9 protein-coding genes are annotated in these 15374 nt (G+C 39.8%); 5 read left to right on the top strand and 4 right to left on the bottom strand.

The annotated features are described in order from the left end of the window. Positions 1 to 753: 753 nt before the first annotated feature. On the bottom strand, positions 754 to 1203 hold the full coding sequence (locus LZF95_RS05825) for a cupin domain-containing protein (RefSeq protein WP_233754039.1): 450 nt from the start codon (positions 1201 to 1203) through the stop codon (positions 754 to 756). A 970-nt stretch (positions 1204 to 2173) separates the two neighbouring features. On the opposite strand from LZF95_RS05825, the gene LZF95_RS05820 reads away from it, so the two are divergent. The 4 genes from LZF95_RS05820 to LZF95_RS05805 all read left to right on the top strand — a co-directional run bounded on the left by LZF95_RS05820 (position 2174) and on the right by LZF95_RS05805 (position 10400). Beyond that, positions 2174 to 4747: a histidine kinase dimerization/phosphoacceptor domain -containing protein gene (locus LZF95_RS05820; RefSeq protein WP_233754038.1), complete on the top strand. Its 2574-nt coding sequence runs from the start codon at positions 2174 to 2176 to the stop codon at positions 4745 to 4747. 56 nt (positions 4748 to 4803) lie between these two features. Next, entirely contained in the window at positions 4804 to 5442 is a 639-nt protein-coding gene (locus LZF95_RS05815; protein WP_233754037.1) for a sensor histidine kinase, read from the top strand. A gap of 544 nt (positions 5443 to 5986) precedes the next feature. Beyond that, a complete protein-coding gene (locus LZF95_RS05810; RefSeq protein WP_233754036.1) occupies positions 5987 to 8422 on the top strand; it encodes a histidine kinase dimerization/phosphoacceptor domain -containing protein in 2436 nt (811 codons plus the stop codon). Continuing rightward, positions 8412 to 10400, top strand: coding sequence for a sigma 54-interacting transcriptional regulator (locus LZF95_RS05805; RefSeq protein ID WP_233754035.1), 1989 nt, complete (start codon positions 8412 to 8414; stop codon positions 10398 to 10400). The genes LZF95_RS05810 and LZF95_RS05805 overlap by 11 nt, the downstream gene beginning before the upstream one ends. A 165-nt stretch (positions 10401 to 10565) precedes the next feature. Here the strand turns inward: LZF95_RS05805 and LZF95_RS05800 are convergent, their stop codons facing one another. Continuing rightward, positions 10566 to 12704 (bottom strand): sigma 54-interacting transcriptional regulator, encoded by a 2139-nt coding sequence (locus LZF95_RS05800; RefSeq protein ID WP_233754034.1) that lies wholly within the window; start codon positions 12702 to 12704, stop codon positions 10566 to 10568. A 75-nt stretch (positions 12705 to 12779) separates the two neighbouring features. Here LZF95_RS05800 and LZF95_RS05795 point away from each other — a divergent pair, with 75 nt between their 5' ends. Then, positions 12780 to 12956 (top strand): hypothetical protein, encoded by a 177-nt coding sequence (locus LZF95_RS05795; protein ID WP_233754033.1) that lies wholly within the window; start codon positions 12780 to 12782, stop codon positions 12954 to 12956. A gap of 704 nt (positions 12957 to 13660) precedes the next feature. On the opposite strand, the gene LZF95_RS05790 is transcribed toward LZF95_RS05795, so the two are convergent. Further along, positions 13661 to 14242, bottom strand: coding sequence for a Crp/Fnr family transcriptional regulator (locus LZF95_RS05790; RefSeq protein ID WP_233754032.1), 582 nt, complete (start codon positions 14240 to 14242; stop codon positions 13661 to 13663). Between the two features lie 120 nt (positions 14243 to 14362). After that, positions 14363 to 15271, bottom strand: coding sequence for an alpha/beta fold hydrolase (locus tag LZF95_RS05785; RefSeq protein ID WP_233754031.1), 909 nt, complete (start codon positions 15269 to 15271; stop codon positions 14363 to 14365). Positions 15272 to 15374 lie beyond the last annotated feature (103 nt).

The raw sequence follows: 15374 nt of genomic DNA, 5'->3' as shown, positions 1-15374 counted from the left end.
AGGTTCAATTGCCAGTAAATCAGTAGAAAAAATCACTCAAGTGGCTCCTATTAATTGTTCACAAAACTTCATTTTCCCACCATACTAAAGTGCTTTTCCGATCATTATTTTTTTAATAATAGCCTTTCACAGATAAAATGATTTCCTGTAGGATTAATTCAGTGTTTAGTTCGTTCTTAATCTTCAGAATTTAGAATTTAAGTGTCGTGCTATATTTTTGAGACAGACTGTCAGACAATCCGTTTCAAGTGCTGTACCATTAAGTGTAAAAGGAATTAAAAAGACACGAAACGGCCTTTAAATACTATAAGAGCGGCTTTTTTTTTAAAAATCTAAAGTATAGATTACTAAGGCCACACTTAGACTCCAAGGAAATGGAGATTAATGCTATTGTCCTCTACAATGTTGGAGGTTTTACTACATGGTGCACTACTGTCATAATTAAGGAATTAGGCCTTATAAAGTTTAATTGAGTAAAAGTGGGAGTTAATTTGAATAATGTTGAAAGCCATTTATCAGGCGGTGCCACTTCTTGTTTGAAAGTAGAAAAAAACTATACAACCTGGATTCCGGATATTAATTATAATGTATATTCAAAAACCTTCTTCAATATTGGTGATAAAATGGGAGTTATGCATGCTTGTATTAGATATAAAGCTGTTTCGACAGAACTTTTAGTCAGAAAAATCCGACTAAGTCATTATGAATAGGATTTTCGGTACATTAAGCAGAGCTATGACTTGATTTGCGAAGCTAAGGTCTGGCGCCCGGCGAACCCAAAATCACATCACCGGTTTCTTTAGAAAGCTCTATAAACAATCCCATATCGTTAGGTGTGTCTGGTGGTTGGGTGGCATCTTCACCGGAAATCCCCACACTTCGGATCAACTTTGCAAATCCACTGGGAGAGGCAACGGTAAGGGCACGGTTTACTTTACTACTGGAAGCCGCTACCACATGAGGCGTATTGGGAAGAATAAAAAGATGTTCGCCTGGTGTGAGGGTGATTTTCTCTTTGTTCATATAGACGGTAAATTCACCTTCCAGCACATAAATCTGTTCCGCATATTTCGTATGCATATGCAAAGGAGTTTCCATGTTTGCCGGAAACTGCCCTTCGATCAGATCGTATGCTGAATTTGTCTGGTGCTCATCTGCTAGAATACTTAAGTGGGTGCCAAATAACCAAAACGCTTGAGACATATATTTTTCTTTGTATGGATTAACGGCATACTGCAGGCTAATCCTTCCAGAACAGGATTAGATTACTGAAGCCAACATTATGTATTTCTGGTTTATGGAATAAAAAAAGTGCCAGACAATAAGGTTGTTGCCGCAGCTGAGAAAGACACCTTCAACTAACTAAAAACTAATACTTTGTGAGATGCTCATTATTTATCATTTTCAACTTTCACTAGCCTTTGGCTCCAATATGATAGAGTTTTTTTTGGAGGAAACTCCATATTAATGGACTTCTCGTGTATATAGCTCTAATATTTGCTCTTGAAAACAAGGTGATTTTACCTAGGAAAAAATATTGTTGGCTTCTATATTTACTAGTCGAACACTAATGGAAGCAAGGTATAATCAAAGTGAAGTGCTAATGTACAGCCATGGATTTGCTGAAACTATTATTTCCATTTCGCATACATTTCCCATGGAATATTCTTTAAATCAGGGCTGCTTTTTTTAGACTCAAGCTGGATTATTGCTAAATTGCTTAACGGGATTAGAAATTACTTGAATCTTTTCCCCTCTGCAGATTGATTATGGGTCATCAAAGGACTTAACGGCCATTGTCATTCCTTCTTCACTTCCCGAGCATTGCGCATTCCTCAATCTATTACTCTTGAAGAACCAAGCAATGTTCTCCAAAAAAGTGGCGATGCGGGAGATGTAGTTTGAAAGCTGGCCTGAATCAACAAACAACTAATCCAATAATTCACTGACAGTATGGCCATATACTATATTGAACATTTACCAATTGATTTTATTTCCAAGCCAATGATTAAGCCGGAGTGTAAAAAGCCACAGAGATTACACTTTTGGTTTTTCTGTCTTCAGATAACGTTCATTCGGTTTCTTCTTGATTGACCTTTTGGTCTTCTGATTGCTAAACTATCTTGTTATGAGTTACCGTCAGTGCTTGCTTTTATACCTATGTTTGTTGCTAATGCCCTTTATCCTGCAATCAAAACAAATCCCTCGAAGCGAAGCTGAAGATCTGTATTGGCTACTCTCGCAAAGCAAGCCGGATAGCAACCGGGTAAAACTCTACCTGAAGTTGGGAAATCATCTTTTAAATAAGCCTGGAAAATATAAAGAGAATTTGGAATCTGCTTTTGACTATGCTACCAAAGCTGAAGATTTAAGCCGGACACTTGCATATAGCCAGGGATTTGAAGGAAGTCAGAAGATGTTTGCACGGGTATATCTCCAAAGCCAAAAAATAGGGCAGTTACAGGCATTGCTTGAAAAGATGAAGCCTGATAAAAATAAAGCGGATGTACTGCAGTGGACTGGGCGCTACTACCTTCAAAAACCCTATGAATTCCCGGAAGATCTGGACTCGGCGGAATATTATGCACAAAGTGCTCTTAGCCTGCAGATACAGCTTAAAGACAGCCTTGGCCATGCGAGAAGTTTAATCATGATGGCTCACATCAACAATGAGCGGGGTGATTTTCTCATGAAGAAGCACTATCAAAAAAAAGCCATAGTAGCTATTGAAAAGGTAAAAGACCTTAGCATACAAGCAGGACTATGGTTTGTTTTGGGGAGTAGCTACACTAGGTCTGAAGAACCTGTAACGGATAGGATAACCCATTACAGAAAGGCACTCGCCCTATACAGGCAGCTAGGCAATAAAGAAAGAGAAGCATTTATACTACGATGGATTGCCAATATGCACCAGTACCAGGGAGACTATGCCCAATCATTAAGAGAACTGCTGGAAGTCCTACGCATTCAGAAATCAATCGGATCACAGGACCTGCATTACACCTATGAACTGTTAGGCCAGGTATATGCCCGTATGGGGAATTACGAGCTGGCCCTGCCTTATGGGCTCGATGCTATCCGAAATGCCCGGGCAACTGCCGATACATTAAATCTGGACAAGTTCTACAGCCTTATCGGTCAAATATACCTGGATCTGAATCAGCATGCTGAGGCATTAGAAGTGCACAGAACCGTATTAACCAAGCTGTCAAGAGAACCCGATAATGAAAGGTTCCAATTTCGGTTAATCAATATTAGAAAAATGAGCCAGTCTTTGATTGCATTAAAGAGACCGCAGGAAGCTTTAACGCTCATTAAAAATTTTTTGGAAAACAATCCTCCCAATGTATTGCTTGAAGAAATAGTAGCGGCTCTGTGCTTAGGAAAGGCGTTTATGGGCTTACAGGATTACGCACAGGCAGAAAAGCATTTAAAAAAGGGATTAGCGAAAGCAAGTAGTGTAAAAGGTAAAGCAGGATGGACTAATTTCTATAATATTAATGATGAAATTATGCTATTTCATGCTAACCTAACCACCTTATATTTAGCAACCGGGCAGCTCAAGAAAGCATCCTCACACTTGAATGAACACTTCCAAATGCTTAACAAGCAGCCTGATCTTATTAAATTAAGTAATCTGCATCTCCAAGCCTTTAAGCTGGATTCCCTGCAAGGCAATCTCTCTTCGGCTATTTCGAATTATCAGAAATATAAAATCCTGCAGGATTCGGTGTTCAATGAGCGCAAAAGCAACCAGATCATTGCCTATCAGGTACAGTATGAGACCGAAAAGATCGAGCAGGATTTAAAATTTAAAGAGCAAAACATTTTAACCTTAACACAGGAAAAGCAACTTCAGGAAGAGAAAATAAACAAAGCATTGCTCATTCGAAATGGAATCATCGGCGGGGCTACTCTACTCCTGTTATTGCTGGGCGTAATTTACAACAGGTACCGGCTAAAGCAACAAAACAATAGCCTTTTAAAAGAGCAACAACGAAAACTACAAGAGCAACACAAAGAACTTAAATCCCAACAGGAATCTCTTAAGAAACAACAGCGACAAATACAAGAGAAGAACGAGGAACTGGTACTGCACTTAGATGAGAAGGAGCGATTGCTCAAAGAAATTCACCATCGGGTGAAAAACAACTTACAAATTGTTATGAGTCTGCTTAATTCCCAGGTAGCTTCCCTGAAGGATAAAGTCGCGATGTCTGCCATCCAAGATAGCCAGAACCGGGTTCAGGCTATGGCTCTCATTCATCAGAAGCTATATCAGGCAGATGGGGTAGCCAGAATTCCAATGAAAGCCTACGTAGAAGAATTAGTAGTTTACCTTCAAGACTCGTATCATCTTTCTTTTAAAGATGATTTCAAACTTTTTATCGGACAGATAGAACTGGATGTGAATAGGGCGGTCCCATTAGGTTTAATTATCAATGAAGCGATTACCAATGCATTCAAGTATGCCTTTTCGGGAAAAAACTCTGGTACTATCTTTATAAGTCTATTGCAAAAATCTGATACAATCTATGAGTTAACGATTGAAGATGATGGCGTAGGTTTACCTGATGGGTTTAATCCTGCACATAGCCGTTCATTGGGTATGACCCTGATTCATGGATTCAGTGCACAACTTGGCGGGGAATTATTAATAGAAAGTAACCAAGGAGTAAAAATATCCTTGGTATTTTCTGATGAGAAAATAAGTTCAATTCATAAAAATGAAGTATATGTCTTTTAATTCTAAAAGAGCAACAGCAACAGATTCAAGAGAATAATCAGGCATTAGAAAAGTTATTGGACGAGAAAGAACGATTACTGAAAGAAATCCACCACCGGGTTAAAAACAATTTGCAGATTGTGATGAGCCTGCTGAATTCTCAGATAGCTACCCTCAAAGATAAAGCTGCCCTGTCTGCGATTAAAGATAGTCAGAACCGGGTGCAGGCCATTGCACTCATACATCAGAAACTGTATCAGACAGAAGGATTAGCACGTATCCCCATCCAACCCTATGTAGAAGAAGTAGTGGCTTACCTGCAGGACACCTATTCTCTTTCCCGGCGGCTTAGTTTCAAACTGTTTATCGAAGCCATCGACCTGGATATGAATGTGGCTGTTCCTTTAGGGTTAATTATTAATGAAGCCATTACTAATTCATTTAAGTATGCTTTTCCGGAAGAACGTTCAGGTACCGTAAAAATATGTCTGCTGCATAAAGCTGACTTAACCTATGAGTTAACCATTGAAGACGACGGGGTAGGTTTGCCCATGGGGTTTGATCCTTCACGAAGTCGTTCTTTGGGCAGGACTTTGATTCATGGTTTTAGTGCACAATTGGGAGGCGAATTAAACATTGAATGGAGGCAGGGGGTAAAAATATCACTCTTGTTTACTGAAGAGAAATTAAGCCTCATTCCTAATAAAACAGATTAGGTCAATTAATACCACGAACTACCGGCATATTGTTGAGAATTAACCTAAGGCAATATCAAATTAGATGAATCTATTCAGATTTGTGGATCAATTAAGGGAGGATAGACTGAACTTCTTTAGCCATTCCTTTAGAGTTTTTTAAAACAACTCCATTATATTGGAGATTTTATACAATTTTCTCCATTAGGTTGGAGACGTTGGTGCAATGAAATGGGAGCTGATCTGAATTATTGAACAACTCAACTTTTAATTCCCAAAAAACACGAAACCAGCATTATAAAAATATATAATAATCCACTTGGATTTCAAGTCCTTAATTCACCAGAAGTGGTAATAGGGAACTCAAATTACCATTTTGGATTCTCTGTCTTGATTTAACTTTGAAGCGCTTTGCTTATAGGTTGAACTTTTGGTCTTTTGATTGCTAAACTATTTTGGCATGAGACACTCCCCAGCCATACTTCTATATCTATTTTTTTTGCTACCTCCCTATCTCTTGCATTCACAACAAATCCCGCGAATTGAAGCGGATAGCCTCTTACGGATGCTCTCAAAAAGTAAGCCTGATACCAATCAGGTAAAGCTCTATCTGCAGTTAGGAAAATATCATTTATATAAACCGGGGGAATTGCAAGCAGATATGGACTCTGCTTTTGCCTATGCTACCAAAGCGCAAGACTTGAGCCGTTCTCTTTCCTTTTCTCAAGGTAAGGAAAGTAGCCAATTGCTATTGGCTCAGATATACCTTAAAACCAAACGAATAAATCAGCTCAGGATATTGCTTGAAAAGATGAAACCTGATGAGAAGAAAACAGACCTGCTATACAGTATTGGGGAATATTACCTCTTCAAACCCTTGGAATTGCCTGTGGATCTGGACTCTGCAACCTATTTTGCACAAAGCGCTCTTAACCTGCAGATTCAGCGACAAGATGTCGCTGGCCAAGCAAGAAGTTTAGCCCTGTTGGCACATATTAACAAGGAACGGGGTGTTTTACCTATGGCAACGAAATATCAACAAAAATCCATACTGCTTATTGAAAAGGTGACAGATCTTTCCCTACAAGCAGCGTTATGGGTTCGTTTAGGAAATAGTTACACAAGATCCGAAGAATCTATGCCGCATAGGATACGCTGTTACGAAAAGGCCGTCGCCCTATACAGAGAGCTTGGCAATAAAGAGAAAGAGGCAAGTACGCTAAGAACTATAGCTGATATGCGTAGGTCTCAAGGAGACTTCGCCCAATCTTTAAGAGTATTGCTGGAAGTATTACAAATTCAGAAATCAATCGGCTCACAGGAGCTGCAATACACCTATGAAAAACTCGGGCATGTTCATAAGGTGGTGGGAAACTTTGAGCAAGCCTTGCCTTACGCCTTGGAGTCTATCAAGGAAGCAAGGGCATCTGGAGATACAGTAAATATTAATTCATTTTATTTTCTTGTTTTACAGATTTACGAAGATATGGGCCAACCTCAACAGGCACTTCAATTGTCCCAGGAACTGATCCGAATGCATAAAGATTCTCCTCATAATTGGATTTTCAACCAAGCTCATATACATGCAGGCAGAGCTATGGTTGCCTTAAACCAACCCAGGGAGGCATTATCTATAATGGGGAAAATTTCTCCTAAATACCAGCTAGAAAATCCGGTTACAACAATATATATTAATATAGTGTTGGGAGAAATTTACATGGCCATGAAAGACTATCCTAATGCCGAAAAGCACCTTCTGAAAGCTTCCCTTGATTGTAATGGAGCGAGTGGCCCCATAGATTATTGTATAGCAAAGGCAACATTGTTAGCTAAACTCTACTCTAAGACCGGCCAATACCAAAAAGCCCAGTATCACTTAGAACAAGCTTTTGCACTCACTGAAAATTATCCTAGGTTACTTCAAATAAGCAATCTGCATCTGTATGCCTTTCAGTTGGATTCACTGAGGGGTAATTTATCTTCTGCTATTGGGCACTATCAGCAGTACAAAGCCCTGCAGGATTCAGTATTCAATGAGCGTAAGAGCAACCAACTTATTGCCTTTCAGGTGCAGTATGAAACCGAAAAGAAAGAGCAGGAGTTACAACTTAAAGAGCAAAACATTACAACGTTAACACAGGAAAGGCAACTTCAACAACAGGAAATAAAGCAGGCTAAACTATTGCGCAATGGAATTACCGGTGGGGCGGCCATGCTTCTTATGCTGCTGGGAGTGATTTACAACCGTTACCGGTTAAAACAACAAAGCAATAGGCAGCTACAATCCCAGCAAGTTAAATTACAGGAGCAACAACAACAGATTCAAGAGAAGAACCATGCATTAGAGCAGTTGTTGGAAGAGAAAGAACGACTGCTCAAAGAAATTCATCATCGGGTGAAAAACAATTTACAAATCGTCATGAGCCTACTCAATTCCCAGGTAGCTTCACTGAAAGATAAAGCAGCTCTCTCTGCCATCCAGGATAGCCAGAACCGGGTACAGGCTATGGCCCTGATTCACCAGAAACTTTATCAGAATGAAGGCTTAGCACGTATCCCCATGAAAGGTTATGTGGAAGAAGTAGTAACTTACCTACAAGACACCTTTGCGCTATCCCGACAGGTTGGCTTCAAACTAGTCATCGAGCCTATAGAACTTGATGTGAATTTGGCCGTGCCTTTAGGGTTAATTATAAATGAAGCAATTACGAATGCGTTCAAGTATGCATTTCCAGAAGGACGCGCCGGATTAGTACTTATAAGTCTGCAGCAAAAAGCTGACACAAGCTATGAGTTGATCATTGAAGATGACGGGGTAGGTTTACCCAAGGAGTTTGACCCTTCACAAATCCGTTCTCTAGGTATGACTCTGATTCATGGTTTTAGTGCACAACTAGGGGCTGAGTTACACATAGAAAGCAGTCAAGGGGTAAAAATATCCCTACTCTTTGCAGATGAGAAAATAAGTCCCATTCATAATAAAGTAGATTATGCCAATTAATACCACCAACCAGATAATGCCATCCCAGCAGACCATCTTGATAGTGGAAGACGAATTCGCTGTTGCCAATGATCTACGGCAGATTCTTGAGAAAGCCGGTTATAGGGTTAGTGGCATTGCCTTTACGGTAGCCAAGGCCATTGAACTCAAAAATCAGCAAAAGCCGGACCTGGTGTTGCTTGATATCATCCTCAAGGGAGAACAAACAGGCATTGACCTTGCCAGATTACTGGCAGAAGAAAATACTCCGTTTATCTATGTGTCGGCTAACACCAATTCAAGTATTCTTGAAGAGGTAAAAACCACCCAACCGTATGGATTTATCGTAAAGCCTTTCCGTGAAAAAGACGTACTCATTGCACTGGAAATTGCCCATTATCGCCATGCGCATCGTATTGAAGTACGTGTAAGGCAAGAGCAAGCGCTGCAGATTGCTTTGACTGATGCATTCTCTGGAAATGGTTCTTGGGAGGATCGCTTACTGAAAGTAACCAGTCTTTTCCAAGAGCATATTCCATTTGATTATTTCATTATAGGTTTTGAAAAAAACCACTTAGTTGATTCCTACCGTTCTTGTAGTTTCTTTCGTATAGGAAAAGAGGAGTACCAGACTATCTGGATAGAAAACTTCCTTCAGATGACTGGGCTTACGGTAAAAAAGTATCAGGCTATACAGCAACAGATACCTGATATGACAGAAGCTATCTATAATGGGGCAGCGTTTGAAGAACTCTGTCGGAGGAACCCAATCAAACACTTGATCTCCAAGACTTTTAATATGCAGTCTAACTTGATTATACCCCTTAAAACAGCCACAAACGGTACTTTTTTCCTTTCCTTTTTCAGCCGCCAACCTTCTACCTACCTGAAAGAACACCTCTCTATACTGGAACGTTTAAGGCCTTCTCTGGCCTTAACAGTAGATCGCTTGATGGCTTTTGACCAAATCCAGCGACTGAGTGAGCAACTAGATCAGGAGAATAAATATCTGATAGAGGAAGTGAAAACAGGTGCCAATTTTGAAGAAATGATCGGAGAAAGTTCTGCATTGGTGAATGTGTTTAAAAGTATCAGCCAAGTAGCCCCTACAGATTATACTGTGCTGATCCTGGGAGAAACAGGAACTGGGAAAGAACTTATTGCCAGAGCAGTGCACAACCGCTCATCCCGTAAAGGCAAAGCGTTGATCAAAGTAAACTGCGCGGCCTTGCCACCTCAGCTTATCGAGAGCGAATTATTCGGGCATGAGAAAGGCAGTTTTACCGGTGCCACAGAAAAACGTATAGGCAAGTTTGAACTGGCTCATGGGGGCACCATCTTTTTGGACGAAATTGGTGAGTTGCCTATTGAACTTCAGCCTAAACTGCTCAGGGTACTACAAGAAAGAGAAATTGAGCGCGTTGGGGGCAAAGGCCCGATTCCTGTGGATGTGCGGATTATCGCCGCTACTAATCGAAACCTGCAAGATGAGATTGCCGCAGGCCGGTTCCGCTCTGATTTGTACTATCGGCTGAATGTATTCCCTATTAAATTACCTCCATTAAGGGAACGCAATGAAGACCTTATGCCGCTAGCTATGTATTTCCTTCAAAAAATCTCAAAGAAACTAGGTAAAAGCCTAACAGGAATCTCTGAAACCACGAAGATACAGATGCATAACTATCACTGGCCTGGGAACATACGCGAATTGGAACACTTACTTGAGCGCGCGGCAATTATGGCTACCTCCCCAGTAATTTCATTGGTAGAACCATTGCTATCCGAACCTTCGTCTGATCAAGAATTGACTACAAGTGAGAACTCTTCTAAGCCAATTGTAAAGCCCCAAATTAAAGCAGAAAAAGACAATATTCTGAAGGCCTTGCACATAGCAAATTTCCGAATCCGTGGAAAAGGGGGAGCAGCTGAATTGCTGGATATAAAGCCAACTACATTAGAGGCTAAAATGGCAAGGTTGGGTATATTCCGAGATCGCTGACCTTATAACAGCGTTTGATCAGGTGTCTGGCTTTAGTCCTAGCTAAGCCGTAAGTTTATCTACCATCACCGCAGTAGCCTTCTTTACCCATGTGTCGAAATCATCTAGGGCATGCTGAAAAACGCAATAATAGATTAAAAACTATCATTTTGACTGATCAAATCATTAATTGCTTTTAAGATTTCCTAAAGACTTCAAACTAATCTTTTTCTCTATACCCAATCGCTTCATTTTAGCAAACAAGGTCTTGTCTTTCATCTCCAAAATCGCGGCGGCCCCGTTAGGACCGCTGATCCGCCAATTGGTATGTTCGAGCACTTCAATGATGTATTCCCTCTGCTTCTCCTCAAAGGGCTGAAAATCAGTTTTAAACGCTGAAATCTCATTTTTAGGGATCCAGTTCCCCGGGCCCAGCGTTGAGCCATTCTCCACGATAACGGCACGCTCGATCAAATTTTCCAGTTCCCTGATGTTCCCCGGGAAATTATAATTCATCAGACACTCAATTGTTTTTGTCGCCAAACGCTTAAAAGATTTGCCCGCTTTCGCCGAATATTTCTCCAAAAAATATTGGGCCAACAAAGGTATATCGTCTTTTCTGGCACGTAAGGGAATATTGTAGATGGGAAAAACATTCAAGCGATAATAAAGGTCCTCTCTAAAAAGACCCTCACGCATCATTTCCTTTAAATCGCGGTTGGTTGCCGCAATAATCCGCACATCAACCTTGATGGTCTTCGTGCCGCCCAGTTCATCAAATTCTCCTTCCTGCAAAACCCGGAGTAGCTTGGGCTGAAGATCCACTGGCAACTCCCCTATCTCATCAAGAAAGATCGTCCCCCCATCCGCTAGGGAAAACTTCCCCATCTTATTGGCCATCGCACCTGTAAACGCGCCTTTTTTATGGCCAAACAACTCACTTTCCATCAGCTCCTTGGGTAGTGTCGCACAATTGATTTTAATCAGAGGACGGTTTTTCCTTCTACTATTGCTATGTATGGCACTTGCAAGCAATTCCTTCCCTGTCCCGGATTCACCTGTGATCAGCACCGTGGTATCCGTAGCGGCCACCTGGTCAACCTGTGTCAGCACTTTTTTATAGGAAGCACTGCTGTACAAAATATTGGCATAATTAAAATTTTTGCTTATCTCTTGCTGCAGGTATTCATTCTCATTTTCAAGACGCTCTTTTAGCGACTTGATTTCCTCCAAGGCTTCATATAATTCCAGATCCCTCTTCTTTCTTGCCGTAATATCCCTTACAACGGCGCAGCTAAAATCCTCACCATAATACTTTAAATGGCTTGCCGTGATATCCGCCGGGAACTTCGTTCCGTCTTTCCTGGTAATTATCCATTCCAAACGGTGTGATCCTTTTTCCCTTAGTTCCTTAAAATGCCCTTTCCAAAATCCCGGTGTAAGAGAGGGGTCTATCTCAAACATATTAAGCCGATCCAGTTCCTGTTTGGTAAACCCCAGTTTTTCAACCAATGATTCGCTGTAATGCAACAAGTCCGCTTTATCGTTATAGACATAAATCAGATCCTGTGCATTGTCAATGATGGTTTTATAGAGTGCCAGATCATTTTCTTTTTGCTTAATCTCCGTGATATCCTGATAAACTCCTGAGATTTTAAAAACCTCATGCCCTTTCAGGATAGGTTTTGCAATAGCCCTGATATACCTCGGTGGAAAATCCTTCGTCTCAAATACTTCATCAAAAGCGATCGCATTCTTAATTAATTGTCCAAATAGCGAATCTAGCCTACTACTATCTTTAAATTTATGTATGATTTTAGAAGGAGCTAAATCCTTCGAATCTTCGGTATTGAAAATCTCTAAAGCACAGGTAGTAGCCAGTAAGGATCCATTCTGCAAGCTTAGTTCCCACCCCCCCACACTTCCTATCACCTTTGTGTGATCAATCAGGTTTTTATAAAAATTGGATTCGGTGATTTCATGACAAATCCCACATATAAATTCTGTTCCGTTGTATGAAAAATGTTGGGCAAACACGCTCACGTTATAAAACCTCCCTCCTTTTGTTTTGTGTATTGCCGGAAAAGTAATGACTCCTTTTTCAGAAACTTCCTGCCAATGGCTTTTCCAGTTATCGGGAGTCACCGTAACGTTAATATCTGATATGGACAACTGTACAGCTTCTTCATTGCTATAACCCAATATAGTGCAAAACATTTCATTGGCATAAACAACATTTCCATTATAATCCAACCATATAACTTCATAAGGCAACCTATCCAATACTAATCCCTTAATATTTAATCCGATACCTGATAATATCATAACAACAAAGTAAATTTAAAATAAATAATTTTTTGAAAATGGCATATCTATAATTACCAAATGTGATTATCCGCAATGATGCCAGTAACCATATTCTCTTTGCTCTACTGGACGGAAGACCGAAGACGGGTGACCGAAGTGGCCTTGACGCTGGTGTTTTCCGAATCCTATGATGCTTTTATTGTTTTACTGGCAGAAAAGCGGATATACATATTACCAAATTATAGTAGTCATTCTAAACAGAATAAATAAATTATCACCATATGCAAATCATATTTATAAGCAGAATATTGACCACTAGACGATATGAATGACATATCACTACTTTCAAACATATTTACGATTACACCTAAATACTTGCAAACCAATTTCTTACAAAAACAAATGACTCAATAAAATTAATCGAGTCCATAATATGTAGCCTTGTCCAGCTATAGCGCAAATTGAAACTATAATAGTTAAGTATCCAGCGAATAAGTCCCACTGTGGAGGCATATAAACATCAACTACGATATCTATAATACTCTTTTCAATGACCTGATTAAATCCCGGACCACTTATCAATACACTCCCCTGTTTACCAGTTAATTAGGATCAATCTATAATAGCATTGCGCTAAGAACACTGCCACTTTCGTCCTCTATATGAGCATGCGAAATAATTTTCTCTGATTTCTATCCAAATTTATTTCAAATAAAAGCAAAGGGCATTGACAAATGTCGATAAAACCAAAGACACAAAATCAACTCACTTATAAATTGAGGGTAGGTTCCAACCCTTGTCCATAGCTGCGAACATCAATAAACACATGAAACAAAGAAAATGACATTTTACTTTGTAAAATAAAATCAGGCAACGGAATGGCCCTGAACAATGATATATGCGATATATGGCAATAAACACCCTAGGCATTTGTCAACAGTCCCATTTAAAAATCCGGCAACAAGCACATCCGATTACTTGGTTGATTTTCTTCTCACCCGACTTAAGGTTTCTTGGGTAATCCCTATAAAAGAGGCTATTTGATGCTGAGGAAATCGTTGGCTAAATTGGGGATAATGGTTCAAAAAGTCATTATATCGCTCTTCTGCTGTATTGAAGATGGTGGCATCTAATCTTTTTTGCATGGCAATCGCATTTCTGTCATCCATGACGCGAAGCATTTCGACAATGGCAGGTATTTTAGCCATTAATCCTGCAAAATCCGTACTGTTTACTACCAGTAATTCCGTTTCCTCCCAAGCATCTATGTAATACTTGGAAGGTGTCAGATTAAAAAAGCTTTCGCGATCAGTTGCCCAATAATTTTCAACGAATAGGTTAACAATTTGCTCTCCTTTCTTCTCGTCAATCAAATATTGGCGCATGGCACCTTTCGTAATAAAACCTGTATATCTGGAAAGTTCGCCCTCCTGCAAAAAGAACTGTCTCTTCTTTAACTTCTTTGGCTGAAATACCCTTTTAATCATTTCTTCTTCATCCAGTGAAATAGATGAACCTGAGTATTTGGAAATATAGTTTAATAGGCTTTGATACATGATTACGTATGCTGCGATAGCTCAAAATGACCACTCAATTTTCACACATTTTTTATTAGCAATTGTTAAAGTAGAATAATTCCATTTATCCCACCTCATGGACAATCTGCTTGATTCCGCTTATTCTGGAAGTGTAGCCATAAAATCCAGGATATCATTCCCGATTTCCCCTACATGTGTTTCCAGCGCAAAATGCCCCGTATCATAGAATTTTACAGTTGCATCTGGAATATCCCTCTCATAAGCCTGAGCTCCTTCAGGCAAAAAATACGGATCTTTACATCCCCATGCTATCAGGGCTTTTGGTTGGTGCTTTCTAAAGTATTCATGGAACTTTGGATACAATTCTACATTATTCTTATAATCTCCGATAAGATCTAACTGATTTTCGTTCGAACCTGCCCGATCTAGAAAATACTGGTCCAAAGTGTACACTTTCGGCGCAGTCAATTCAGGATCTGAAACTCCAGTAAAATATTGAAATTCAAGCTCCTTTTCTTTGACAAATCCTCTTAATTCATCCCTATCTTCTTGCGAATCACTTTGCCAATACTTCTTTACTGGATCCCAAGCAGATCCGAGGCCTTCCGTATAGGCATTACCATTTTTTGAGATAAACCCTGTAATTTTCTCAGGATTTCTCATCATCGGGCGAAACCCTATCGGAGCATCATAATCAAATACATACACTGCAAATCCTGTAAGCTTAAGTTGATCAATGAATGCCTGCAAAGACTTTGTAAGGCTGTCAAATGTATAAGCAAATTTGGATCTATCAGGAGCATCTGAATAGCCGAAACCAAGGAGATCAGGAGCAATTAAATGATACTTTTGATTCAGTAACGGCATAAGATTCCGGAACATATGGGAGGAGGTCAGATACCCATGGAGGAGCAAAATGGCTGGTGCGCTTAAAAAGCCCGATTCACGATAAAGAATATTTTGCACTCCAAGCACTATATTACGATAATAAATTTTGTTATGAATGCTTCCTACTGAATTTTCCGCTGGTTTTTTTGAGGATGTCATACAACAGGATTTTGTTGGAAAGGTCAGCACAAATGCGGCTAAGACCTTCGCTATTTTATTTATATTGCTTCTATAAGTTCAAATCTATTCGCAAAGTTTTATT

The sequence above is a fragment of the Algoriphagus sp. AGSA1 genome (genome assembly GCF_021390545.1).
Lineage (GTDB): Bacteria > Bacteroidota > Bacteroidia > Cytophagales > Cyclobacteriaceae > Algoriphagus.
The sequence above is the reverse complement of the archived record's forward strand: the minus strand, read 5'-3'. Positions and strand labels throughout refer to the sequence as shown.